The sequence below is a fragment of the Limnohabitans sp. 63ED37-2 genome (assembly GCF_001412535.1).
Taxonomy (GTDB): Bacteria; Pseudomonadota; Gammaproteobacteria; order Burkholderiales; family Burkholderiaceae_C; genus Limnohabitans_A.
Map to the genome: position 1 here is coordinate 1204943 of NZ_CP011774.1, position 25055 is coordinate 1229997.

22 protein-coding genes and 1 tRNA gene are annotated in these 25055 nt (G+C 59.5%); 11 read left to right on the top strand and 12 right to left on the bottom strand.

Annotated elements, in window-relative coordinates; genetic code table 11:
- The first annotated feature begins 32 nt into the window (after positions 1 to 32).
- Positions 33 to 773: a GntR family transcriptional regulator gene (locus tag L63ED372_RS05835; RefSeq protein WP_062404268.1), complete on the top strand. Its 741-nt coding sequence runs from the start codon at positions 33 to 35 to the stop codon at positions 771 to 773.
- 101 nt (positions 774 to 874) lie between these two features.
- A complete protein-coding gene (locus L63ED372_RS05840) occupies positions 875 to 1783 on the top strand; it encodes a tripartite tricarboxylate transporter substrate binding protein (RefSeq protein ID WP_231624573.1) in 909 nt (302 codons plus the stop codon).
- A 46-nt stretch (positions 1784 to 1829) separates the two neighbouring features.
- Here the strand turns inward: L63ED372_RS05840 and maiA are convergent, their stop codons facing one another.
- The 4 genes from maiA to L63ED372_RS05860 all read right to left on the bottom strand — a co-directional run bounded on the left by maiA (position 1830) and on the right by L63ED372_RS05860 (position 5619).
- A complete protein-coding gene (maiA, locus tag L63ED372_RS05845; protein ID WP_062404270.1) occupies positions 1830 to 2468 on the bottom strand; it encodes a maleylacetoacetate isomerase in 639 nt (212 codons plus the stop codon).
- A gap of 58 nt (positions 2469 to 2526) precedes the next feature.
- On the bottom strand, positions 2527 to 3240 hold the full coding sequence (locus L63ED372_RS05850; RefSeq protein ID WP_062404272.1) for a fumarylacetoacetate hydrolase family protein: 714 nt from the start codon (positions 3238 to 3240) through the stop codon (positions 2527 to 2529).
- A 112-nt stretch (positions 3241 to 3352) separates the two neighbouring features.
- Positions 3353 to 4390 carry a cupin domain-containing protein gene (locus L63ED372_RS05855; protein ID WP_062404274.1) on the bottom strand — a complete coding sequence of 346 codons (1038 nt, stop codon included), beginning with the start codon at positions 4388 to 4390 and terminating at the stop codon, positions 3353 to 3355.
- 14 nt (positions 4391 to 4404) lie between these two features.
- Positions 4405 to 5619, bottom strand: a complete 1215-nt coding sequence (locus tag L63ED372_RS05860) for a 3-hydroxybenzoate 6-monooxygenase (RefSeq protein WP_062404276.1) — start codon at positions 5617 to 5619, stop codon at positions 4405 to 4407.
- Between the two features lie 262 nt (positions 5620 to 5881).
- Here L63ED372_RS05860 and paaZ point away from each other — a divergent pair, with 262 nt between their 5' ends.
- The 5 genes from paaZ (at position 5882) to L63ED372_RS05885 (ending at position 11423) form a co-directional block, all read left to right on the top strand.
- Positions 5882 to 7927: a phenylacetic acid degradation bifunctional protein PaaZ gene (paaZ, locus tag L63ED372_RS05865; RefSeq protein ID WP_062404278.1), complete on the top strand. Its 2046-nt coding sequence runs from the start codon at positions 5882 to 5884 to the stop codon at positions 7925 to 7927.
- A gap of 114 nt (positions 7928 to 8041) precedes the next feature.
- A complete protein-coding gene (locus tag L63ED372_RS05870) occupies positions 8042 to 8656 on the top strand; it encodes a class I SAM-dependent methyltransferase (protein ID WP_062404280.1) in 615 nt (204 codons plus the stop codon).
- Positions 8657 to 8683: 27 nt separating this feature from the next.
- Positions 8684 to 9088 carry a YkgJ family cysteine cluster protein gene (locus L63ED372_RS05875; RefSeq protein ID WP_062404282.1) on the top strand — a complete coding sequence of 135 codons (405 nt, stop codon included), beginning with the start codon at positions 8684 to 8686 and terminating at the stop codon, positions 9086 to 9088.
- A 171-nt stretch (positions 9089 to 9259) separates the two neighbouring features.
- Complete coding sequence (locus L63ED372_RS05880) at positions 9260 to 9898, top strand: dienelactone hydrolase family protein (protein WP_231624574.1); 639 nt, start codon at positions 9260 to 9262, stop codon at positions 9896 to 9898.
- Positions 9899 to 10064: 166 nt separating this feature from the next.
- Positions 10065 to 11423: a hypothetical protein gene (locus L63ED372_RS05885; protein WP_156343561.1), complete on the top strand. Its 1359-nt coding sequence runs from the start codon at positions 10065 to 10067 to the stop codon at positions 11421 to 11423.
- A 96-nt stretch (positions 11424 to 11519) separates the two neighbouring features.
- Here the strand turns inward: L63ED372_RS05885 and rpoD are convergent, their stop codons facing one another.
- Positions 11520 to 13778 carry an RNA polymerase sigma factor RpoD gene (rpoD, locus tag L63ED372_RS05890; RefSeq protein WP_062407714.1) on the bottom strand — a complete coding sequence of 753 codons (2259 nt, stop codon included), beginning with the start codon at positions 13776 to 13778 and terminating at the stop codon, positions 11520 to 11522.
- Here rpoD and L63ED372_RS16575 point away from each other — a divergent pair.
- Positions 13753 to 14043 (top strand): hypothetical protein, encoded by a 291-nt coding sequence (locus L63ED372_RS16575; protein ID WP_231624575.1) that lies wholly within the window; start codon positions 13753 to 13755, stop codon positions 14041 to 14043. The genes rpoD and L63ED372_RS16575 overlap by 26 nt on opposite strands.
- Before the next feature lie 363 nt (positions 14044 to 14406).
- Here L63ED372_RS16575 and L63ED372_RS05895 read toward each other — a convergent pair whose 3' ends face one another.
- From L63ED372_RS05895 to L63ED372_RS05905, 3 genes are read right to left on the bottom strand one after another with little or no spacing between them, the layout of a single operon-like run.
- Entirely contained in the window at positions 14407 to 15789 is a 1383-nt protein-coding gene (locus L63ED372_RS05895; RefSeq protein ID WP_062404289.1) for an ATP-binding protein, read from the bottom strand.
- Positions 15786 to 16514 (bottom strand): osmolarity response regulator transcription factor OmpR, encoded by a 729-nt coding sequence (gene ompR, locus L63ED372_RS05900; RefSeq protein WP_062404291.1) that lies wholly within the window; start codon positions 16512 to 16514, stop codon positions 15786 to 15788. Before ompR ends, L63ED372_RS05895 begins: the two co-directional genes overlap by 4 nt.
- A gap of 5 nt (positions 16515 to 16519) precedes the next feature.
- Complete coding sequence (locus L63ED372_RS05905; RefSeq protein ID WP_062404293.1) at positions 16520 to 17290, bottom strand: 3-hydroxybutyrate dehydrogenase; 771 nt, start codon at positions 17288 to 17290, stop codon at positions 16520 to 16522.
- Positions 17291 to 17391: 101 nt separating this feature from the next.
- Between L63ED372_RS05905 and L63ED372_RS05910 the strand changes: the two genes are divergently transcribed.
- From L63ED372_RS05910 to L63ED372_RS05920, 3 genes are all read left to right on the top strand, one after another.
- A complete protein-coding gene (locus L63ED372_RS05910; protein WP_062404295.1) occupies positions 17392 to 18333 on the top strand; it encodes an alpha/beta fold hydrolase in 942 nt (313 codons plus the stop codon).
- Positions 18334 to 18373: 40 nt separating this feature from the next.
- The gene (locus tag L63ED372_RS05915) at positions 18374 to 20599 is read left to right on the top strand and encodes a RelA/SpoT family protein (RefSeq protein ID WP_062407716.1); all 2226 of its coding nucleotides are present in this window, start codon (positions 18374 to 18376) and stop codon (positions 20597 to 20599) included.
- A 62-nt stretch (positions 20600 to 20661) separates the two neighbouring features.
- A tRNA-Val gene (locus tag L63ED372_RS05920) sits at positions 20662 to 20738 on the top strand.
- A gap of 131 nt (positions 20739 to 20869) precedes the next feature.
- On the opposite strand, the gene L63ED372_RS05925 is transcribed toward L63ED372_RS05920, so the two are convergent.
- The 4 genes from L63ED372_RS05925 to L63ED372_RS05940 all read right to left on the bottom strand — a co-directional run bounded on the left by L63ED372_RS05925 (position 20870) and on the right by L63ED372_RS05940 (position 25049).
- The gene (locus tag L63ED372_RS05925; protein ID WP_156343562.1) at positions 20870 to 21331 is read right to left on the bottom strand and encodes a tetratricopeptide repeat protein; all 462 of its coding nucleotides are present in this window, start codon (positions 21329 to 21331) and stop codon (positions 20870 to 20872) included.
- An 88-nt stretch (positions 21332 to 21419) separates the two neighbouring features.
- Entirely contained in the window at positions 21420 to 23459 is a 2040-nt protein-coding gene (locus L63ED372_RS05930) for a M3 family metallopeptidase (protein ID WP_062404297.1), read from the bottom strand.
- A gap of 36 nt (positions 23460 to 23495) precedes the next feature.
- Positions 23496 to 24347: a bifunctional methylenetetrahydrofolate dehydrogenase/methenyltetrahydrofolate cyclohydrolase FolD gene (gene folD, locus L63ED372_RS05935; protein WP_062404299.1), complete on the bottom strand. Its 852-nt coding sequence runs from the start codon at positions 24345 to 24347 to the stop codon at positions 23496 to 23498.
- Between the two features lie 75 nt (positions 24348 to 24422).
- Positions 24423 to 25049 carry a response regulator transcription factor gene (locus L63ED372_RS05940; RefSeq protein WP_062404300.1) on the bottom strand — a complete coding sequence of 209 codons (627 nt, stop codon included), beginning with the start codon at positions 25047 to 25049 and terminating at the stop codon, positions 24423 to 24425.
- Positions 25050 to 25055 lie beyond the last annotated feature (6 nt).

The following is a 25055-nucleotide window of genomic DNA, read 5'->3' on the forward strand; positions in this document are numbered from 1 at the left end:
ATTCTAGTCCTCTAGATGTCTGGCCACAACGCATGTCCACACTTTTGACCGATCACACCCCTGGCCAAAGCCGCTACGGCAAATTGGCGCAGGCTTTGCGTGATCGCATTTTGCAAGGTGAATGGGCACCGGGTGAGGTGATTCCTGCGGAATCGACGCTGGCTCAAAACTATGGCGTGGCACTGGGCACGATCCGGCAAGCTTTGTCCTTGTTGGTTGAAGACGGCGTCTTGCAACGTCGACACGGCAAAGGCACCTTTGTGACCAAGGGTGTGGATGGCGCTTCGATGATGCGTTTTTTCAGGTTTCGTGGTCTGGACGATGGCGCCAGCATCACACCCCATTCGCACATTCTGAGCAGTCGCTTGCGAGCTGCCAGCGTTCGCGAAGCACAGGTTTTCAGCATGACGCAAGGCGCTCAGGTCCTGCAACTGGAGCGGCTGCGCAGTCTCGATACGGAGCCCTGCCTGCTCGAAACCATCGTTTTGCCATTGCCCCTTTTCGGCGCTTTGGCCGATTCAGACAGCCACGGATGGGACGACTTGTTGTATCCCATGTACCAAGAGCGTTGTGGTGTCGTTATTCAAAAAACACAAGACACGCTGAGCTTTTCTCAGCTCAATGCCACCCAAGCCAAGCGTTTGAAACTGGCGGTTTCACACCCTTGTGTTCTGGTCGAGCGTCAAGCCTTCGACATCGCTGGCCGTTGTGTGGAGCTTCGCACCACACGAGGCGATGCATATTCCTTCAAGTACACGGCACAAGTTCAATAAATAACCCCAGGAGATCATTCATGCCTCATCTTGTTCGTCGCCAAACATGTCAATGGATCGCGCTGGCGTCACTTGCATTCTGTGCAAGTACGCCCTCAGCCATGGCCCAAGCGGCCTATCCCAGCAAGCCCATCACGCTGGTGGTCACTTATCCACCGGGCGGTGGAGCGGATGCCATGGCCCGGCTGATTGGGCCCAAAATGGGCGAAGCACTGGGCCAAACCATCGTGATCGAGAACAAACCGGGAGCGGGCGGACAAATTGGTGCGGCAGCGGTGGCCAAAGCGGCCCCTGATGGTTACACCTTGATGTTGGATGCTTCGTCCTTTTCTGTGAATCCGTCCCTGTATCCCAAACTGCCTTATGACAGCGCCAAGGCCTTTCAACCCGTGGGTGTGGTCGCTTTGTTCCCCAACGTGGTCTTGGTCAACGCCAATTTCCCGGCTAAAAATGTGCCCGAGCTCATCGCCGCTGCGGGCAAAACCAAGGATGCTGTTTCTTACGCCTCATCGGGCAACGGATCGGCGCAGCACTTGGCGGGCGCCTTGTTTGAGTCTGCGGCCAAAGTGGACATGGTGCACGTGCCCTACAAAGGGGGCGGTCCTGCTCTCAACGACGTGATTGGCGGGCAAGTGCCACTGTTCTTCGGAAACTTGGCCTCAACCTTGCAACACGTTCAATCAGGCAAGCTCAGGGCTTTGGCCGTGACGTCTGGCAAACGTTCGTCTATCTTGCCCGATGTGCCCACCTTGAGCGAATCGGGTTTGAGAGGCACCGAGATTTACGAGTGGAATGCGGTTTTTGCACCTGCCAACACGCCCGAGCCTGTGATGAAAAAACTGGCCGATGCCTTTCAGCAAGCGCTGGATTCACCTGAGGTCAAAGCACGCATCGCGCAACTCGGTGGTGACATTCAAAAAGGCTCACCAGAGCAAGCCAAGCGGTTCATTGAGCAGCAAACCAGTTTGTGGAGTCGCGTGATCAAAGAACGCAAAATCACCATCGAATAAGGCCATGAACTGACGCAGGCTCAGTGGCCAGATCGGCTTGCGCCGATCAGCCAGCATCAGGCTGCTGTCCAGGCGCAGCTTTTTGAAAGGCTTCCAGCGCCATGCAGGCTTTTTCAACCGCCATGATGTGTGGCCATTGCGTCAGGTCCACGTTGAAACGGCGGGCGCTTTCAACCTGGGGAATCAGGTACACATCGGCTAGGGTAGGGCTGTCGCCAAAGCTGAAGCGGCCGCGCTGCGTGTCAGCCGAGATCAGGGCTTCGTAGGCGTCAAAGCCTGAGCTGATCCAGTTGGCGCACCAGGCGTTGATGGCGTCTTCGTTGGCACCGAATTGTTTGCGCAGCGTTTGCAACACGCGGCGGTTGTTGAGGGGGTGGATGTCACAACCCACCATGGCCGCCAGTGCACGCACGCGTGCGCGATCCTCCGCGCCTGCAGGCAGCAGGGCGGGTGTGGGGTGTTTTTCTTCCAACCATTCGATGATGGCCGGCGATTGGATCAGCACCTGTTTACCGGTGTCGAGCGCGGGCACCATTTGCTGAGGGTTGACCGACTTGAAGGCATCGCCTTGTTGTTCATCGACCCGCAGGTCCACCGCCACGTAGTCGGTGGCCACACCTTTGAGGTTGAGCGCAATGCGCAGGCGGTGCGAGGTGCCGCTTCTGAAAAAACTGTAGAGCTTCATGGTCTGATGTCCTGTTGGGGCGGGTGCTTGAGGGCAGGGCGTCTGCGGTCGGCCTGGATTATTCAGCGGCGCCAATCGTGAGCGTTATCTCGGCCACGCCTTCAACCCGCCCCGTGATTTTGTCACCACTCACCACCGCGCCCACGCCTTCGGGCGTGCCGGTGTAAATCAAGTCGCCGGGCTGAAGGTGGTAGTAGGTGGACAGGTCGACGATGATTTCGCGGATGTTCCAGATCAGCTTGTCCACGTTGGACGACTGCTTGGTTTGGCCGTTCACCTCCAAAGCAATCGCGCCGTTTTCGATCACCACGCCGGGCATGGGCACGATCTCGGAGCAGACCGAGCCTTGCTCGATGTCTTTGCCCGTGTCCCAAGGGCGGCCCTTGTCACGCGCCACCAATTGCAGGTCGCGGCGGGTCATGTCCAGGCCTGCGGCGTAGCCATAAACCAACTCGTGCGCCTGGGCTTCGCTCACCCGAAAACCAGCTTTGCCAATGGCCAACACCAGCTCCATTTCGAAGTGGTAATTGTTGGTGCGGGGTGGGTAGGCCACCACGGCAACATGGTTCACGCCGCTTTCCACCAAGGTCTGGGGCGACTTGGTGAAGTAAAACGCTTGCTCTACGGTCTTATCAACAGGACGCCCCATTTCGATGGCATGTGCATGGTAATTGCGGCCCACACAAAAGATGCGGTTGACGGGGAAGCGCTCGGCCCGGCCACGGATGGGCAAGGAGGGGACTTCGGGAGGCGAGAAGATGTAAGTGGTCATGGGGTCGTTCAGAGAGTGAAAGATTTTTGTGTAGCAGCCCGCCTGCTGGCGATTCAAGCGCTTGCGGTCCGCAGACCATCGCTTGCAGGCAAGCGCCTACAAATGCTGGGCATCAGCCCCGGTTCTCGTACACACCCAGTTTGCGGTGCAGCGGCGATTCGTCGGCGATGAACACAAAAGCGGGCTTGTCCGCCAACAGGTTGGTCAAAGTCACCGCCTCGTAGCCAGGCGCGCAGCAGGTGTCGGCCTCAAGCAGGGTGAAGGTGCTGGCCACGATTTGTGCTTGCACCGCGCCTTCAATCACATGGAAGACCTGCGCGGGCGAGCGAGCGGGCAAACGCAGGCGCTGGCTGGGGCGCAGCATCAGGGCGTAAAAACCCAAAATGTTTTCCGCATCACCACCGGTTTCGGGGTTGGTGTAAGTGACTTGCACCTGCTCCAAATTGGCGTCATCCGAAGCCAGCGATTCGAGCGCGGCCTTGGCGTCTTTCCAGGCGTAACGCAGCATGGGGTAAGCCTTTTTGCTGCGCTCAAACACATGCGAGGGCACCACACCGCCACGGGCGTATTGCTTGTCGCCCTGGCCGGGCACCACGGTCTGGCGGTCGCCGTTGATGTGGTAACTGGCTTCCATGTAATAGACCAAGGGCAGGTCCAGCACGTCGAGCCAGATCACCGGCTCGGTGCCGTCGTGGCCGTGTTCGTGCCACAGGCCCGTGGGCGTCAGGATCAAGTCGCCCCGACTCATGGGGCATTTTTCGCCGTCCACCGTGGTCCAAGCGCCTTCGCCTTCCACCACCATGCGCACCGCGTTGGGCGTGTGGCGGTGGCTGGGGGCCCATTCGCCGGGCATGAGCAATTGCATGCCCAAATACATGGCTGCAGAAGCCTGCATTTTGTCGAGGCCATGCCCCGGGTTGGCCAGCACCAGCACGCGGCGTTCGGCTTTTTCAATTGGGGTCAACTCGCCCGCTTTGAGCAAGAGCGGCTTGATGTCTTGGTAAGCCCAGCACGTGGGCTGGGTTTGGCGCGTGGGCACTTTGGGGGGCAACACGCCGCGCAGGCTGGGCCATAAGGGCACCAGGTTCACCTTGCGCAGGTCTTGCACGTAGTCTGCGGGCAAGTCTTCGATGCGTCCGAGGTCGTTCATGGGGTGTCTCCTGTTTATGCCTTGTGTTGTGCGGTATCGAGGCAATTGCCCACGTTCCAGCCATACAGCCACTCCATCGCATCATAAAAGCGCTCGGGGCTGCGGCCGCGCCACAGGTCGTTGCGCACCAAGCGCTCCACACCTTTGGCGTGGTAAATGCGGCCCATCTCGCGGCTCGACAGCACGATGCGGGCCGTGCGGGCCACGCGGGCGCGTTGGTACATGTCCAAAGCTTTGGGCCAGTCGTTGTGGTGCGTGCGCAGGGCTTCGCCCAAAGTGACGGCGTCTTCCATGGCCATGCAGGCGCCTTGGGCCATGTACTGCGTGGTCGGGTGGGCCGCGTCACCCAGCAGGGTCACGCGGCCATAGGTCCACTGGCCAATCGGCTCGCGGTCGGCGGTGGCCCAGCGTTTCCAGGTCTTGGGCAGGTCGATCAGCTGGCGAGCTTTGGGGCAAATGCCCTGGAAGTAGCTTTGCACTTCTTCCTTACTGCCCTCGGTCACGCCCCATTCTTCTTGCTGGCGGCTGTGGAAGGTCACGACCACGTTGTACTGTTCGCCCCCACGCAGCGGGTAGTGCACCAGGTGGCAGTTGGGGCCCACCCAGATGGCGGCGGCGTTCCATTGCAGGTCTTGCGGAAAGTCTTTCTTGTCGACCACGGCGCGGTACACCACATGGCCTGTGACGCGGGCCGGGTCGCCCACAAACTGCTCTCGCACCACCGATTTGACGCCATCGGCCCCGATGAGGGCGCAGCCCTTGAAAGCGTTGCCGTTTTGGTCCCACACGGTCACGCTGTAGTCGTCTTGCTCGATGCGCACCACACGCGTGCTGGTATGGAATTGGACCTGACCGGTCTCCTGCGCACCTTCGAGCAAGGACAAATGCACATCGGCGCGGTGGATAACGGCATAAGGATTGCCAAAGCGTTGGCGAAACTTTTCATCGGTGGGGATCTTGCCCACTTGGTACTCGTCAATCGCGTCGTGCATCACCATGAAGTCGGTGTAAACGGCACGGCCACGGGCTTTCTCACCGACGCCCAAAGCGTCAAACGCATGAAACCCGTTCGGTCCAATTTGGATGCCCGCGCCGATCTCGCCGATCTCGGGAGCTTGTTCCAGCACGGTGACGGCAAATCCCTGGCGTACCAAAGCCAGGGCTGCGGCCAGGCCGCCAATGCCACCGCCAGCGACGATGACGGGGAGTTGAGACGATGCAGTGCTCATGGAGGCTCCAGCCAATGATGTTGAAAAGATGATGAGATTATATGCATACATATTAATTTTGAAAAGCCCATTGAGATTCACTGATAGCGATGTGCTGTAAACCGACTAGAATTTCCCGACCGCCCGGTTGGTTAATGCATTGGCATCGCTAGGACTTGGGCATTTATTCCGTCATCGCGAGGTGCGAAGCGACGTGGCGATCCATGGATTGCCGTGCTTCGCTCGCAATGACACCCTCTTGGTTTATTAAAGGAAGCACCCCATGTCCCAAGTCCTGCAAAGTTTCATCGGTGGCCAATGGATCGGCCAGCAAGGCGCACAAAACCTGCGCAGCGCCATCAACGGTGCCACGGTATTCCAAACCCATGCCGAGGCCATCGATTTTGGTGACGCGGTGAACTACGCCCGCACCGTGGGCCTGCCCAATTTGCTGAAACTCGATTTTCAAGAACGCGCCCAGCGCCTGAAGGCCTTGGCCAAATACTTGGGTGAGCACAAAGAGCAGCTGTACGCCATTTCGGCCCACACGGGCGCGACACGCGCTGACAGCTGGGTGGACATCGAAGGCGGCGCAGGCACTTTGTTTGCCTATTCCAGCATGGGCAGCAACGAGCTGCCCAGCGGCAACTTGATCCACGAAGGCCCGGCCTTTCCCTTGGGCAAAAAAGGCGGCTTTGCGGGCACACACATCCTGGTGCCACGCGGCGGCATCGCGGTGCACATCAATGCGTTCAACTTTCCCATCTGGGGCTTGCTCGAAAAGTTCGCGCCCAGCTTTTTGGCGGGCATGCCTTGTATTGGCAAACCCGCCTCGTCCACCAGCTACTTGACCGAAGCCATGGTGCGCCTGGTGGAGCAATCGGGCATCTTGCCCGCAGGCGCTTTGCAGCTGGTGATCGGCTCCACGGGTGACCTGTTGGACCGCCTGAACGGCCAGGACGTGGTGACCTTCACCGGTTCGGCCGACACCGCCGCGATGCTGCGTGTGCACCCCAATGTGGTCAAACACAGCATTCCGTTCAACGCCGAAGCCGATTCGCTCAACTGCGCCATCCTCGCGCCCGATGTCTCGCCCGATGACGAAGAGTTTGATTTGTTCGTGAAAGAAGTCGCTCGCGAGATGACCGTCAAGGCGGGTCAGAAATGCACGGCCATCCGCCGCGCCATCGTGCCGCGCCAGCACCTCGATGCTGTCGCCGAAAAGCTCAAGGCCCGTCTGGCCAAAGTGGTGGTGGGCGACCCATCTGTTGAAGGCGTGAAGATGGGCGCACTGGCCTCGCATGCGCAGCAAGCCGACGTGGCCGAGCGTGTGGCCCTGCTGCGTCAAAGTGCCGAACTGGTGTTTGGTGGCGGTGCCGATTTCAAACCCGTGGGGCAGGGCGTGGAGGGCGGTGCTTTCTTCCAGCCCACGCTGCTGCTGTGCCAAAAGCCTTTGTACACCGACAGCGTGCACGACGTGGAAGCCTTTGGCCCCGTGAGCACGCTCATGCCTTACGACGGCATTGACGAAGCCCTCCAACTGGCCGCACGCGGTCAGGGCAGCTTGGTCGGCACACTGGTCACCAAAGACCCGCAGATTGCGGCCCGCATGATCCCGGTGGCGGCGGCTTTGCATGGCCGTCTGCACATCCTCGATCGCGAAGCCGCTGTCGAATCGACGGGTCACGGCTCGCCGCTGCCATCGCTCAAGCACGGTGGTCCGGGCCGTGCCGGGGGCGGTGAAGAACTCGGTGGCATCCGCGCCGTCAAACACCTGATGCAGCGCACCGCGCTGCAAGGCTCGCCCACCATGATCGCCGCCGTCACAGGCGAGTACATGCGGGGTGCCAAGCTGATCGAGACCGAGGTTCACCCCTTCCGCCGCTACTTTGAAGAGTTGCAGATTGGCGAGAGCCTGCTCACCCACCGCCGCACAGTGGGCGAGGCCGATATCGTGGCCTTTGGTGGTTTGTCGGGTGACTATTTCTACATGCACTTCGACGAGATCGCTGCCAAAGATTCGCCCTTTGGCAAGCGTATTGCACACGGCTACTTTGTGTTGTCGGCGGCAGCGGGTTTGTTTGTCTCGCCCGCGCCCGGCCCGGTGCTGGCCAATTACGGTTTGGATACCCTGCGCTTCGTCAAGCCCGTGGGCATTGGCGACACCATCCAGGCCCGCCTGACCGCCAAGCGCAAGATCGACCGCAACAAGAAAGACGCCAACGGCGTGGGCCAGGGCGTGGTCGCTTGGGATGTGGAGGTGACCAACCAATTGGGCGAGGTCGTGGCCAGCTACGACATCTTGACGCTGGTGGCCAAGAAGGGCTGAACGGGCTTGGCACTGCATTCTTGGGGCATCCGCACCGAGGGGGTGACATGAGCAGAGTGGGCGCTTGGCCTACTGCTTGGGCCATGCTGCGTCCGTTGCGGTGAAAATGACCGCATGAACTTCTACGACCAACACGTTCTGCCCTACCTCATCGACTTCGCCTGCGGTCTGCCCATGGTGCAGGCGCAGCGCCGCCAGCTGGTGCCCCATGCGCAGGGCAGGGTGTTGGAGATTGGCATGGGCACAGGCCGTAATCTGGCGTTTTACGACCGCAGCCGCGTGACACGCTTGGTGGGCGTGGACCCGGCCATGCAGATGCACCGCCTAGCCCAAAAGCGCAGCCAAAAGGCAGGCATCGCAGTCGAGCTGATGGGCCTGTCGGCCGAGCAACTGCCCACGGCCGATGCCAGCTTTGATACGGTGGTCTGCACCTACACCCTGTGCAGTATTCCGGATGCGTTGCAGGCCCTGCGCGAGATGCGCCGGGTGTTGGTGCCGGGTGGCCAGCTCTTGTTTTGCGAACATGGCCGTGCCCCTGATGCGGGTGTGCGCCGCTGGCAAGAGCGGCTGCAGCCGCTGTGGGGGCCATTGGCCGGGGGGTGTCAGTTGGGGCGTGACATTCCGGCTTTGCTGTTGGAGGCCGGTTTTCAGGCCGATACCCAATCGGCTTATCTGGCGGGTCCGAGACCCATGACTTTTCATTATTGGGGTCAAGCACAATCGGCTTGAGCGAACACATCCGGGATAATCCGCCCCATGAGATCTCCCATTGCCGTTGTGGACGTTGACCGTTGCGAAACTTGGACCCGTTACAAAAACGGTTTGTGCGACACCTGCGCCGCCAACTGCTGCACGATGCCGGTCGAGGTCAAGCTGGCCGACTTGGTGCGCCTCGAATTGGTCGACCCGTTTGAGGCCGAGCACGAGGACCCCAAACAGATCGCCAAGCGCCTGACCAAGGCTGGGTTGATCGAGCATTTCAACTTCAAGAACAGCATCTTCAGCTTGGCGCGTCGTGCCAGTGGTGACTGCCAGTTTCTGGATGCCAAGACACGCCGATGCACGGTGTACGACAAGCGACCCAACACCTGCCGCCTGCATCCGCAAGTGGGGCCTCGGCCTAACCATTGTCCTTACGGCAACAAAGCGCAATCGCGTTGAGTGATGACAACCCGCACAGGGCATCACGCTGAATTCACATCGCCCGACCAGCACAGGTTCCGGGCATTTGTGGCGCACCCACCCGGCCGACCAAAAGGCGCCCTGGTTCTTTTGCATGAGATGGATGCCAGATCGCCACACCGCGTTCATTCCCATGCCCAGGCCAACCTGATGCCAGGCTTGAGTCAACGCATTCGGGCCTTGGCCCAAGAGCACGCGGCCAGAGGCTATTTGGTGCTGGCGCCTTCGTTGTTTGGCCGCGGTCGGCCAGGGCATGACCACGGGTACAAATACCAGATGGCTTTTTTTGGAAAGGAATTGGTGATGCCCCTGCAGACGGTGGATTCAAGCCGCTCTATGCAGGATGTCCAGACCATGGTGACTTGGGCCCAAGGCCAGGTGGCGCAGGGCAATGTGGGCATCCTGGGTTTTTGTTGGGGCGGCTTGCTTGCCTGGCAAGCCGCTTGCACCTTGCCGCAAGTTTTTGCGGCGGCTTCGTTTTATGGGGGAGGGATCACCGACCCAGAGGTGCGCGGATTGCGACCCATGTGTCCTGTGCTCGTTCATTTGCCGTCCCAAGGCGAGCGGATGACCCACGAATCCATGGATGCGTTTGTCGCCGTGCAGCGCGATCACTTTCCGGCCCACGGTTTGGTCAGGCCTGGTCAAAAAGTGCCGATGGTGCAAATCGAGCGCTACGACGCCGCTTATGGGTTTGACCATGCCGCGAGTCGGCAGCACGATCCCCTGGCTTCGCAAGTGGCAAGGGGGAAGACGGGCGACTTTTTTGCCAAATACCTGTTGACTTAGGGATTGCAAAGCCTGCTTAGGGTTTCAGACGAAGTGATCGCGCCCAAGCCAGAATTGCGGCAATGAACCACACCGAGTTGGGGTGCTTTCACAACATTCAAATGCATTTTCACTATTAATAATTATTAATATGTAAAATGTCCAAAGTTAAATAACCAACAAAATCATGGAAACGTCTCTGTACATTTCTGAATGCCATGCTGAGTTGCAAGACGCGGTGGCCGCCCTGGGCGGTGACGGCTCGTCTGCGCAACTGGCGGGTATGGCCGATTTGATCATCCAGTCGATGACCGGTCCTTGGCGTTCCTTTCACACACCCGAGCATATTTTTGAGGTGGGTGATGGCGGCTCACCGGTCGAGGTGATCGCGGCACTGTTTCATGATCTTGTTTATGTCCAGGTCGATTCGGGTATTCACGTGAACCTGGCCCGATACGTTTCACCTTATGTGCGTGAGGGTGACAAGGGCTTGGTGATCGATCCCATGAAAACGGGTGCCGATCAGGACCTGGACCTCGTGATGGATTTGTTTGGATTTCAGCGGGGACAAGTGATGTCTCCATTTGCGGGTCAAAACGAGTTTTTGAGTGCACTGTTGGCCGTTAAATTGCTCAACGGCATCTTGCCTTTGTCCGCCCTGGCGCAGGTGGCTGCCTGCATTGAAGCCACCATTCCTTTCAGAGCCGATTTGCCCGACGGGCGTTCGTGTTCCGACGTGTTGTTGCAGCGCCTCACAAAAGCCAGCCTCGACCATGGCTTGGCGCTGACCGATGCGCAGTGCCGTGAGACCGTGGTCATGGGGGTCAAAGTGGCCAACCGTGACGTGGGCAACTTTGCCAGCGAACACCCCTCTGATTTCCTGAACAACACCTGGAATCTGATCCCAGAAACCAACCACGAACTGCTCAACGCCGACACCTACACGGTCAAGGGCTACCGGGTGTCTTTGCAGAAGATGGAAGGTTTTCTGGGCTTTTTGCAGCCGGGCGCGGTCTTTCGCCAGTTTGATGGCGAACCTTCTTCAGAAGAACACACACAACGTTTGCACTTGGCACAACGCAACCTGGAAGTGGCCAGACTGTATTTGCGCATGAAATTGGTCGCCATTGCCTTGCTCGAAGCCATGTCCTGGCGTTTGGGACAAGAGGTGTCGCTGGCTTCGATCATGGGCAAATTGCCGGGCAACAGTGACATGCCTTTCCAGCTGGAAAACCAATTGCCTGTGGTGGCGCAGCCCTATATCGGTCAAAACGAATGCGAAATCACGGTGATGCATTTGCTCGAGGACGGCCGCTCGGGTGAATCGTCCCATGACTCCAAGCATTCGCCCGTGGCCAGTTATCTGGTCAGGTCCATTGGTGTGCCCAAGGCGTTGACTTTGCTCGAACGTGCGCGACTGTTTTTTGCCAATCAGCTCAGCGCCGACGATTTTCTGGCCAGTCTGGACAAGCCCGTGATGCAGGGCCTGCAACACGCGGTGATCCATGTGCTGGATCAAAGGGTGCAAGCCCTTAGAAACCTGTGATGTCAGGGGCTTGATCGCCCTTTTTTAAAGTCAGCCATCAAAAAAGCCTCCCGACTTGGGAGTCGGGAGGCTTTGGCCTTTGTAGAGCAGGGCGGTTTACATCGTGTCGATGAAACTGCGTAGCTTGTCCGAGCGGCTGGGGTGCTTGAGCTTGCGCAGCGCCTTGGCTTCGATCTGGCGGATGCGTTCGCGGGTCACATCAAACTGTTTGCCCACTTCTTCCAGCGTGTGGTCTGTGGACATCTCGATGCCAAAACGCATGCGCAGCACTTTCGCTTCGCGGGGCGTAAGGCTGTCGAGGATGTCTTTGACCACATCGCGCAGGCCCGCTTGCAGAGCCGCGTCCATGGGGGCGGTGTGGGTGCTGTCCTCGATGAAGTCGCCCAGGTGGCTGTCATCGTCGTCACCGATCGGCGTTTCCATGGAGATCGGCTCTTTGGCGATCTTCATGATCTTGCGGATCTTGTCCTCAGGGATCTCCATCTTCTCGGCCAGGATCGAGGCATCGGGCTCAAAGCCAAACTCCTGCAAGTGCTGGCGCGAGATGCGGTTCATCTTGTTGATCGTCTCGATCATGTGCACCGGGATGCGGATCGTGCGGGCCTGGTCGGCAATGGATCGGGTGATGGCCTGACGGATCCACCAAGTCGCGTAGGTCGAGAACTTGTAGCCCCGGCGGTACTCGAACTTGTCCACCGCCTTCATCAAACCAATGTTGCCTTCCTGGATAAGGTCCAGGAACTGCAGGCCACGGTTGGTGTACTTCTTGGCGATGGAGATCACCAGGCGCAAGTTGGCCTCGATCATCTCTTTCTTGGCATCGCGTGACGAGCGCTCACCGGCGTTCATGCGCTTGTTGATGTCCTTGAGCTCATCGAGCGGCACCACCACCTGCGATTGCAGATCGATGAGTTTTTGCTGCAAATCTTGCACAGGCGGGATGTTGCGGCCCATGACGGCGCTCCAGCTTTTGCCCGCGGCGGCTTGTTTTTCGATCCACTTGAGGTTGAGCAACTGGGATTCAACACGCTTGCCGTTTTTGTCACGGCCGCTGAAATCGGCAATGAAGTTGTCCTGCGGGTAACCGCACTTGTCCACGATGATGCGGCGCAGCTCGCGCTCTTTCTTCCGCACGTCGTCCACCTGGCCACGCACCATGTCGCACAGCTTTTCAATGGTCTTGGCCGTGAAACGGATGGTCATCAGCTCTTCGGACAGGGCGGACTGGACCTTGTTGTAAGCGGGCGTGCCCCAGCCTTCTTTGTCGTACACCTTGTGCACTTTTTCGAAGTACTCGGTGATGCGGTCAAAACGCTCGAGGGCTTGGTTCTTCAGCTCTTCGAGCTTCTTGGTCAGGGCTTTGGAGCCGCCTTTGCCATCGTCGTCGTCAGCTTCGTCGAATTCGTCGAAGTCTTCTTCGGCCACGTAGTCATCGGCTTCGTTCAGGTTGGCGAAACCGTCCACCACGGTGGAGATGACGACCTTGCCTTCACGGATTTCATTGGCCATGCGCAGGATTTCGGCGATGGTGGCGGGCGATGCGCTGATCGCGGCCATCATGTCCATCAAGCCGCCTTCGATGCGTTTGGCGATTTCGATCTCGCCTTCGCGCGTCAGCAGCTCCACGGTGCCCATTTCGCGCATGTACATGCGCACAGGGTCGGTGGTGCGGCCGAATTCGCTGTCCACGGTGGACAGGGCGGCTTCGGCGGCTTCTTCGGCTTCTTCTTCGGTCGAGCCGGTGGGCGCGTTGTCGGTGATGATCAGGCTCTCGGCGTCGGGCGTTTGCTCGTACACCGCCACACCCAGGTCGTTCAGGGTGGCGATCACCACTTCCAGCGTTTCGGCATCGACCAGTTTGTCGGGCAGGTGGTCACTGATTTCACCGTTGGTGAGGTAGCCGCGGGTCTTGCCAAGCTTGATCAGGGCTTTCAGACGGTCACGGCGCTGCTTCATTTCGGCTTCGGTCAGGACGGTTTCGTCCAGGCCGAATTCCTTCATCAAGGCACGTTCTTTGGCCTTGCTGATCTTCATGCGCAGGGGTTTGACCTTTTCGCCTGTCTCCGTCACGTTGTCGGCGACAGGTTCACCTTGCAGATCGTCTTCGAGTTCGGCCAATTCATCGTCGATGCTGGGCTCGGCGATGCTGCCTTTCTTTTTGGGGCCGCGCTTGGCGCCCGTGACGACTTTTTTGGCAGCGGGTTTGCTGTCTTCGACAGGCGCTGCGGCTTTGGCTGCTTTGGCTGCTTTGGCAGTTTTGGTCGGTTTTTTCACTTCGACTTCGGCTGCAGCGTCTTTGGCTTTGGCTTTGGCAGCAGGTTTTTTCTCAATGGCTTCTGATTTTTTGGCGGGCACGGAGGCGGCTTTCTTCACGGGCTTGGCAGAGGTTGCCGGGGCTGTCGTGGCTTTGGGGGAGGGCGTTGCTGCCTTGGGGGCCACTTTGCCCGCCGATTTTGCGGGTGTTTTGGCCGCCACTGGGGCGGGCACCTTGGCAGGTGCTTTGGCTGGCGCTTTCGCCGCTGCTTTGGCCTTGGCGACGGGCGCGGTGGCTTTGACAGCAGCCGTCTTGGCTACGATTTTGGATTTGGCAGGGGCCTGGGCAGGCTTCTTCGGCTTTTGAGCGGGCATGAACAACCTCGAGACACAAAAAGGGACAAGGAAACAGACACAGTCAGCGCCAAATACATCCCGGCGCGGGCGTGGGTTAAGGCACAGATGAAAACCACAGTTGGGTGTTCAATCTGAAATGGCAAGGTTGTGGGCGAACATTTGGAATGCAGTCCTTGCGGAACGGTGACCTGCCCGCATGGGGGCGTCGCGTGGATGGCGTTGGTCTGGCCGGAGGTGCTGCTGTCGCGCTTGCCGAAAGAGCTTAATTATAACTGTTTTTTAAGCGTTTTAAGGCCGATTCTGTGCAAGAAGGGCGCGGCCCCGCAGCGAGTTTTGGCGGTCATGGGGCGTTTTCGAGCCAAGGTCGCGGGGCTCAGTCGCTTTCGGCTTGCCTGAATTTCATCAAGGCCATCAAACCGCCAGCGCTGTTGTTGAACACAGAAAACGTGCCACCCATGCGCTGCACGGAGCGCTCCACAATGGCCAGGCCCAGGCCCGAGCCGGTGGCCGCCGTGCGGGCGGCATCCCCTCTGAAGAAGGGCTGGGTCAGGTTTTTCAGGGTTTCTTCCGACACGCCAGGGCCTTGGTCGCGCACGCGCAGCAGCACCCAGCCATCGTGCACGCGGGCCACGATTTCGACGCGTGTGATGCCGTCTGCGGGGCTTTGTCCGTAGCGCCGTGCGTTCTCGAGCAGGTTGGACAGCACGCGTCCCAGTTCCACGGTTTCAGCTTGCACCTGCAGATCTTCGCCCACATCCACGGAGATTTGCAGCCGTGGGTTGTGGCGCCATGGCGTGATGCAGCGGCTGATGACACCGGACAAAAGCACGGGTCCTAAATCGGTGGGCTCCGGGCGGGCATAGTCCAAAAACTTATCAATGATGTCGTCGAGTTGCTCGATGTCGGCCACCATCAACTCGCGGGTTTGTGCATCGTTGACACTCAGTTCAGTTTCCAGCCGCAATCTGGCCAAAGGGGTGCGCAGGTCGTGCGAAATCCCGGCCAGCATCAAGGCGCGTTCGGCCTCAATCTTGGCCAGCCGCTCGGCCATGCGGTTGAAACCGATGTTGACTTCGCGGATCTCGCTGGTGGCAGCGCCTTCATCGAGGGGAGCCTCATGAAAATGGCCTTCACGCACACGGCTGGCCGCGTAGGACAGGCGTTTGAGCGGGCGGTTGATCAGGCCCGCCATGAAAGCCGCGCCGCCCAAAGACAAGGCGGTGGTGAAGCTCAGCCAGATGAGCCATGCACTGCCCCCTAAGGGTTTCAGACGCGAGGGGTCCATTTGCAGCCAGTAGCTGTCGCGCTCGATGGGAAAGCCAATCCATAGCCCATCTTCATCGTTCACGCTGGAGGCGATGAGGGTGCCAGGCCCCAGTCGCTTGACCATTTCGTTGACCAGGCGGCTGTCCATGCCGGAATCGGTGAAGGCCACGATGCGGTCCGTCGGTTCACGCAATTGGATGCGCACATCTTCCTCATCGGCCAGCATTTCGATGAGCGACAAACGTGCAATCTCATCGCTGTTTTTCAGCGCGGTTTTGGTCAGGTTGACCACCGTGGCAATTTGGTGGGCATTGCGCAGGATGCGTGGCTCGTATTCCTGCGTTTTGAACATCTGCAGCCATGCCACACTGCTGAAGAAAATCAGCAGGGCCAACAAAATGAAGGTGCGCCAAAACAGGCTGAGTTTGACGAGAGGGCCATCCGAAGGTTTGGCCGTCACTTCATCCGGTGCAGTGGGCGCGGGTTTCACGGTTGTCCATCGGGCACAAAGACATAACCCACACCCCAGACGGTTTGGATGATTTTGGGCGAAGCCGGGTCGACTTCGATCATCTTGCGCAGACGGGAAATTTGCACATCCAGGCTGCGGTCAAAGGGTTCGAACTCGCGCCCGCGAGCCAGTTGGGCCAATTTGTCGCGGGTGAGCGATTGCCGGGGGTGTCTGGCCAAGGCCTTGAGCATGGCAAATTCGCCAGTCGTCAGGGGCATGTCGACGCCGTTTTTGCTCAGCGACCTGTCGCCCAAGTCGAGCTTGAAGTGGCCAAAGGTGATGACCTCTTCATCGCTCGAGGGTGAGCCTGGCAGTTCGCTGACGGGTCTGCGGCGCAGCACCGCGTGGATGCGGGCCAGCAATTCACGGGGGTTGAAGGGTTTGCCCAAGTAATCGTCGGCCCCAATTTCCAGACCGTTGATGCGGTCCACGTCTTCACCCTTGGCGGTCAACATGATCACGGGGGTTTTCACGCCGCTGGCCCGCAAACGCTTGCAAATGCTCAGGCCGTCTTCGCCCGGCAGCATCAGGTCGAGCACCAACATGTCGATGGTCTCGCGCTGCAAGATGCGATCGAGTGCGCGGCCGTCTTCGGCCAGCAGCACGTCAAAGCCTTCTTGCGATAAAAATCGGCGCAACAGGTCACGAATGCGTGCGTCATCGTCCACGATGACGATTTTGTCCAAGCGTTGAGAAGAGCTCATCTTGTTTATTGGGCTGTCCAGCCGCCGTCCATGTTCCAGGCCACGCCCCGCACATTGTTGCCTGCAGCCGAGCAAAAGAACACCGCCAGCTCGCCCAGCTCTTCGGGCGTGGTGAACTGCATGGAGGGCTCTTTCTCTTGCAGCAGCTGTTTTTTGGCTTCTTCGTTGGACAAGCCCATGGCCACGGCCTTGGCGTCCACCTGTTTTTGCACCAGCGGTGTCAGCACCCAGCCAGGGCAAATGGCGTTGCAGGTCACGCCAGTGGTGGCGTTTTCGAGCGCGGTGACCTTGGTCAGGCCCACCACGCCATGCTTGGCGGCCACATAGGCCGACTTTTCGGCCGAGCCGACCAGACCATGGATAGACGCGATGTTGATGATGCGTCCCCAGTTGGCGGCCTTCATGGCGGGCAGGGCCAAACGTGTGGCGTGGAAGGCGCTGCTCAGGTTGATGGCGATGATGGCGTCCCATCGCTCAATGGGGAAGTCTTCGATCTTGGCCACATGCTGGATGCCCGCGTTGTTGACCAAAATGTCGATGCGGCCAAAGGTGTCGGCGGCGAACTTCATCATGGCCTCGATCTCAGAGGCTTTGCTCATGTCGGCGCCGTGGTAAGCCACTTTCACACCCAGTGCAGCGATTTCGGCCTTGGGGCCTTCGGCATCACCAAAACCGTTCAGCACGATGTTGGCGCCTTGTTTGGCCAAAGCTTTGGCAATGCCCAGTCCGATGCCGCTGGTTGAACCGGTGACCAGTGCTGTTTTACCTTGCAACATGTTTTCTACTCCGAAAGATGAATTAGGATGTTCAAAAGTCCATTATCGCGCCGCCTAAGCCCGGTTTGACGGGCCACCTCTCCAGATTGTTTCCGATTGTCATGACCCTCACACCCGTCGCCACTGTCCCATCCCCCCAACTTGAATGGGTGACTTGCCCACACCCCGAAGGTCAGCACCGCATGGCCTTTTGGCGTTGGGGCGACGCGAGTTCCCGCCGCGTGGTGGTGTGTGTGCATGGCCTGACCCGTCAGGGCCGCGATTTTGACCGACTGGCCCAAGCCCTGTTGGCGCAAAGCCCCGAGCCTATGCAGGTCATTTGCCCCGATGTGGCGGGACGCGGTCGCAGCGAATGGCTGAGCGATCCCGCGCTTTACCAAATTCCGCAATACGCGGGCGACATGCTGGCCATGTTGGGTCAGATTCAGCAGCAGCTGGGGGCTGACAAACCCCTGCAATCGCTCGACTGGGTCGGCACCAGCATGGGTGGCTTGATCGGCATGGTGTTGGCCGGGCAGCCGGGTTTGCCCTTGCCGTGTCCCATTCGCCGCTTGGTGCTCAACGATGTGGGCCCGGCCATCACCTGGTCGTCGGTGCAGCGCATGCAAACCTATGTGGGGCAATACGGCCAATACCGTGACCTCGATGAAGCCGCAGCCGCTTTGTGGGCCCTGTCTCAAGGTTTTGGCCCAGTTTTGCCCGAGGTCTGGCGGGAAATGTCAGCGCACATGACGCGCTCTACCGCCGATGGCCAGTTGACCCTGCATTACGACCCCGCCATCGGGGTTCCCGTGCGGGCCTTGACCCCCGAAGCCGCGGCCGCTGGCGAAGCCATGTTGTGGTCTTTGTACGACCTGATTCAGGCCAAAACCCTTTTGATTCGCGGGCAAGACTCTGACTTGCTGACGCCCGAAACGGCCACCCAGATGACGCAGCGTGGCCCGCGTGCACAGCTGGACACTTGGCCTGGATGTGGCCACGCGCCGACCTTGACGGGGGACGATCAGGTCGCGGTGTTGACGCATTTTTTGCTGGGTGACTAGGGTTATGGTTAGCCCCACCTCCAGCCACGCGGCCAGCCCGATGTCCACGTCGGGGCGCTTGCACGCGCCCCATTTGCCGCCCGTCGTGCTGGCCACGGCACAAGGGTCGGAACAAACCGAAACCCTGGCCAAAGCCCGCGCATTTGCCGAACCCTTGATTGCCGGAGAAACGCTGGACACGGGTGAAAACATCCTCGCGCATGCCGATGCTGTGGCCGAAATTTTGGCGGGTATTGGAGGGTCGGTGGCCATGCAGGCGTCCAGTTACCTGGTGTACACCTGCCCGCACCTGAACAAACCCGAAGAGGTGATGGCCAAGGCCTTTGGCCCTGAGCTGGCGCAACTGGCCATGCAAACCAACCAGCTGGTGCATGTGCAGCGCCTCTCGCGTGCGGCCGAATCCAGCACCCATGGCCCGGACAACACGCCACTGAGCCCGCGCATCCAGACCGAAAACGTGCGCAAGATGCTGCTCGCTTTCAGCCGCGATTTGCGCGTGGTCATGCTGCGCTTGGCCTCGCGTTTGCAAACCCTGCGCCATTACGCGGCCACCAAGCTGCCCGTGCCCCCAGTTTTGGCCAGCGAGTCTTTGCAGGTGTTTGCGCCTTTGGCCAACCGTTTGGGCATTTGGCAGATCAAATGGGAGATGGAAGACCTGTCTTTCCGTTTTCTGGAGCCTGCGACCTACAAAGACATTGCCCGCCTGCTGGATGAAAAGCGCACCGAACGCGAGCGTTACATGGTGGATCTGCGCGGGCGCTTGCAGCAGGCTTTGTCCGAGCAAGGCATTGCGGCCTCAGTCGATGGACGGCCCAAACACATCTACAGCATCGTGCGCAAAATGCGCGGCAAGTCGCTGCCTTTTGAGCGGGTTTTCGACATCCGGGCGCTGCGTGTGGTGGTGCCGGGCGTGGCCGATTGTTACCAGGCGCTCAGCTGGGTGCATGAGCACTTTGTGCCGATCGCCGAAGAGTTTGACGACTACATCGCCAAGCCCAAAGCCAACGGCTACCAGTCGCTGCACACCGTGGTGCGTGATGCCGATGGCGGACCGATCGAGGTGCAAATCCGCACCCAGGCCATGCACGACCATGCCGAGAACGGCGTGGCCGCCCACTGGGCTTACAAAGAAGCGGGCACCAAAGGCTATGCCGGGGTGTCGGCCACCAGCGAATACGACACCAAAATCGCCGTATTGCGCCAGCTGCTGGCCTGGGAGCGCGACCTGTCCGGAGCGGCCCAAGCCAGTGCGCCCGGTAGCGGCCTGTTTGACGACCGCATTTATGTGCTGACGCCTGACGCCGCCGTGGTTGAGTTGCCGCAAGGCGCTACGCCCATCGACTTTGCCTACACGGTGCACACCAACTTGGGCCACCGCTGTCGGGGCGCCAAAGTAGATGGGGCCATGGTGCCGCTGAACACCCAGCTGGCCAACGGCCAGACGGTGGAGATCACCGCCATCAAGGAGGGCGGCCCTTCGCGCGATTGGCTCAACGCCGAATTGGGCTTTTTGGCCAGCCCCCGTGCGCGGGCCAAAGTACGCGCCTGGTTCAACGCGCAAGTGATGGCCGAAACCGTCGCCCGTGGGCGAGAGGCGGTCGAGAAATCCCTGCAGCGCTTGGGGCGAACCGCCATCCGCCTGGAAGACCTGGCCAGCCAGTTGGGCTTCAAATCGGCCGATGGCCTGTTTGAGGTGGTGGGCAAGGACGAGTATTCGCTGCGCAACATCGAGGTATTGCTCAACCCGCCAGAGCCAGAGCCGCAAGACAACGATTACCTGCCCAAGAAGTTCAAAGGCACCGCCGCCCGCAAATCACCCTCGGGCGTGCTGGTGGTGGGGGTGGATTCTTTGCTGACCCAGCTCTCGCGTTGCTGCAAACCCGCGCCGCCCGATGCAATCAGTGGATTTGTCACGCGTGGCAAAGGCGTGAGCATCCACCGCCAAGACTGCAGCAACTTCCGCGAGTTGGTGTCGCGGCACGGCGAGCGCGTGATCGAGGTGCGCTGGGGAGAGAACAAGGGTGCCGACGCCTCGGTGTATCCGGTGGACGTGGCGGTGGAAGCCTTCGACCGGCAAGGCTTGCTGCGCGACATCTCTGAAGTGTTTGCCAAAGAGAAGATGAACGTGATCGGCGTACAGACGCAGTCCGTCAAAGGCACAGCCTGGATGACCTTCACGGTGGAGATTGGCGATGCGGTGAGCTTGAGCAAGGTGCTGGGCACCGTGCGTGGCGTCAAAGGGGTGAGGGCGGCCAGAAGGCGGTAAACACGTCTTATTGAATCGTGCCCTGAAAAGGCGATTTTTGACGCTATAATTCAAGGCTTAGCAGGCGCGTAGCTCAGTTGGTTAGAGCACCACCTTGACATGGTGGGGGTCGCTAGTTCGAATCTAGTCGCGCCTACCAAATTCGGTAGGAAAAACAAGCACTTGGCGGAAACGCCCGGTGCTTTTTTTTGTTCAATCAATGGGCCATCAAGGGTCCACCATCGGATTGTGTAGGGCACACTGGCAATGCCCAACGCATTCCTCAGACCGTTATTTCTTGCTTTTAAAACGCGTGATGGCCTCTTTCAAATCTCGAAATTCTTCGCACGAAAAAACACAAACTTTGTCCAGGCGCGCCAACATTTGTTCTGCGCCTGCCAGATCGTTCTTCATGAGCAAAAGTTCGCCGAAATACTCCAGAGCGCCTTTGTGTTTGGGGTCAAGCTTGAGGGCGGATTGGTAATACCGCTCGGCAGCAGCCAAATCTGGGGGCGTCTTTTTACGTTGTGCGTAGCCCAGCAGGTTGTTCCAGTCGGCCGAATTGGTTTGATTGGCCCCCTCCAGCGTTTTGATGGCCCCTGAATAATCATTGGCCTTGATTTCCTTTTGGGCCTGGGTCAGCCAAGAGGTCGTTGGCTCTGCTGGGCTGGTGTCGGCAGCATGTGAAACAAGGACACCCGCAGCCAGAGCCAGGGCAAGAAACTGTTTGATTGTGAGCATTTTTGCATCCATGAGTATTCAAAAGTCCCATTGTGCCCCTCTCATCGCATCGGTGCCACACCTCAGCCCCAGGGCAAGGGCTTTTCGTTTGGCTTGAAGCTCAGGCGGCCACCATACCTTGGTGCCTGAGCAAAGCGTCCAGACTTGGCTCGCGGCCTCGGAAGGCTTTGAAGGATTCGAGCGCAGGGCGGCTGCCGCCCGCTTCCAAAATGGCTTGGCGGTAGAGGCGGCCGGTTTCCACGCTGGGTGTGCCGTCGGCCGCTGCGGTTTCTTCAAACGCGGCATAGGCGTCAGCGCTCAGCACCTCGGCCCATTTGTAGCTGTAATAACCTGCGGCGTAACCGCCTGCAAAGATGTGGCTGAAGGTGTGGGCCATGCGGTTGAAGGCGGGTGGGCGCATCACGGACACTTCGTCGCGCACCTGCTGCAAAAGCGGCATGAAGTCTTGGGCCGGGTCGTGCTCGGAATGCACCAGCATGTCGAACAGCGAAAACTCGATTTGGCGCAAGGTTTGCAGACCGCTTTGGAAGTTTTTGGCGGCCAGCATCTTGTCAAACAGCGCTCGCGGCAAAGGCTCGCCGGTTTCCACATGGGCCGTCATGTGGCGCAGCACCGACCATTCCCAGCAGAAGTTTTCCATGAACTGGCTGGGCAGCTCGACCGCGTCCCACTCCACACCGCTGATGCCCGAAACATCGCGCTCGTTCACTTGCGTGAGCATGTGGTGCAGGCCGTGGCCAAACTCGTGGAAGAGGGTGATCACGTCATCGTGCGTCAGCAAGGCGGGCTGGCCGTTCACGCCTTCGGCGAAGTTGCACACCAGGTGCGCCACAGGCGTTTGCAGCACGCCCGTGTCGGGGCGCTGCCAGCGGCCGCGCACATCGTCCATCCAAGCGCCGCCGCGCTTGCCCGCGCGGGCGGGTGGGTCGAGGTAGAACTGGCCCACCAATTGGCCGTTGCGCTCGATCCGGTAAAAGCCCACGGCCGGGTGCCAGACGGGGGCTTGGTCGGCGCGGATGTTCACCTCGAACAGGGTCTCGATGATCTTGAACAGACCGGCCAGCACCTTGGGCGCGGTGAAGTACTGCTTGACCTCTTGCTCGCTGAAGCTGTAGCGGGCTTCTTTGAGTTTTTCGCTCAGGTAGGGCACGTCCCAGGCGTTGAGCGGTCCAGACAGCCCCAGTTCTTGGGCAGCAAACTCGCGCAAATCGGCCAGGTCTTTTTCTGCGAAAGGGCGGGCCTTGGCTGCCAAGTCGCGTAAAAAGGTGGTCACTTTTTCGGGCGACTCGGCCATCTTGGGCACCACCGACACTTGCGCGTAGTTGTCAAAACCCAGCAGACGGGCTTCTTCCTGGCGCAGCGCCAAGATTTCTTGCATCAAGGGGGTGTTGTCAAAGTGCCTGAAGTCTTCGGGAGCTTGGTCTGAGGCGCGGGTCACATAGGCTTTGTAAAGTTGCTCGCGCAAAGCGCCGCTGTCGGCAAATTGCATCACCGGCAGGTACACGGGCATCTTGAGCGATAAGCGGTGGCCTTCTTTGCCTTCCTTTTGGGCTGCATCGCGTGTGGCTTGAACCACATCGGCAGGCACACCTTTCAACTCGTCTTCGCTCACGTACAGGGCAAATTTGTCGGTCGCGTCCAGCGTGTTTTCGCTGAACTTTTGTGTGATCTCGGCCAGCCGTTCTTGGATGGCGGCGTAGCGTTCTTTGGCCGCCCCTTGCAGCTCGGCACCGCCCAGCACAAAACCGCGCAGGGCATTTTTGCGGGCCTGTGTTTGCTCGGCATTCAGGCTGGCCGCATCGATGGCTTTGTATTTGGCGTACAGGCGTTCGTCGCTGCCTAGGCGTGTCCAAAACTCGGTCACACGGGGCAGGGCGGCGTTGTAGGCGGCGCGCAGCTCGGGCGTGTCGGCCACGCTGTTGAGGTGTGAGACCGCGCCCCAGGCCATGCCCAGTTTTTCGGTGATCACGTCCAGGTTTTGCGCAATGGCTTTCCAGTCGGACGGAAAGTCTGCAGCGGTCACAGTCTCCAAGGCTTTTTCGGCAGCGGCCAGCAATTCGTCCATGGCGGGGGCCACATGTTCGGGGGCAATGCGGTCAAACAAGGGCAGGCCAGAGGTGTCGAGCAAGGGGTTGGTCATGGGCGTTCCAAAAATCGGTTCAGTCAATACTTTTTATCACTTGGTGGCGCGTTCGGCCGCTTCAAGGGTATTGACCAGCAGCATGGTGATGGTCATGGGGCCCACGCCGCCGGGCACGGGGGTGATGTGGCTGGCGACTTCTTTCACGCCGTTAAAGTCCACATCGCCACAGAGCTTGCCTTCGTCGTTGCGGTTCATGCCCACGTCCAGCACCACGGCGCCGGGCTTGACCATGTCGGCCGTGAGCACGTTGCGCTTACCCACGGCGGCCACGATCACATCGGCCTGCAGTGTCAGGGCTTTGAGGTTTTGGGTGCGCGAGTGCGCCACCGTCACGGTGGCGTCTTTTTGTAGCAGCATCAGCGCCATGGGTTTGCCCACAATGTTGCTGCGGCCAATGACCACCGCGTGTTTGCCTCGCAGGTCGTAGCCAATGCTCTCGAGCATCTTCATGCAGCCATAAGGTGTGCAGGGCCAAAAGCCGGGCATGCCCGTCATCAAGGCCCCTGCACTGGCGATGTGGAAACCGTCCACATCTTTGGCGGGGCTGATGGCTTCAATCACTTTTTGCGCGTCGATGTGCGGTGGCAAGGGCAATTGCACCAAGATGCCATGGATCGCCGGGTCCTTGTTAAGGGCTTCCACACGGGCGAGCAAATCGGCTTCGGACATGTCGGCCGCGTATTTTTCAAGGACCGAGTGAAGACCGCTGTCTTCGCAGGCCTTGACCTTGTTGCGCACATACACCTGGCTGGCCGGGTTGTCGCCCACCAGCACCACGGCCAAGCCGGGTGTCACGCCTTGGGCCTTGAGGGCTTGTGCCCGGGCAGCCACTTCGGTGCGCAATTGTTTGGACAGGGCGTTGCCGTCAATGAGGTGGGCGGTCATGGTTGAAAACTCAAAATATCGGTTGAAAAATGCAAAACGCCCGGCGGGTGCGGGCGTTTTGGGGAGGCAGGAGGATCAGGCCTTGGGCGCGTTTTGCCCGAGTGCGATTTTGAGCAAATCGGCCACGGTGTTGGCGTTGAGCTTTTCCATGATGTTGGCGCGGTGCGCCTCCACCGTCTTGATGCTGATGCCCAGATCGTCGGCGATCTGTTTATTCAGGCGTCCAGCCACGATGCGTTCCAGCACCTGGGCTTCGCGTCCGGTGAGCTTGGACAACAGAGCGTCGCGACTGGCCGCTTGTTGGTAATCGGAAAACGAGTCACGGGCTTCGTCGAGCATGCGCTCGACCAGACTCAAAAGTTCTTCTTCCTTGAAGGGCTTTTGGATGAAGTCCATCGCGCCTTTTTTCATGGTGTTCACGGCCATCGGCACGTCGCCATGGCCGGTGATGAACACGATGGGCAGGGGGGATTTGCGCTCGATCAGGCGGTCTTGCAACTCCAGGCCGGTCATGCCGCCCATGCGGATGTCGGCGATCAAGCAGGCGACTTCGCGCGGGTCGTAACGGCTGATGAAGGATTCGGCACTGTCAAAACAGCGCACCCGATAGTCCTTGCCTTCCAGCAACCACTGCAAGGAATCGCGCACGGCTTCGTCGTCATCGACCACATAAACCGTACCTTTTTTTGGAATCAAACTCATTCATTT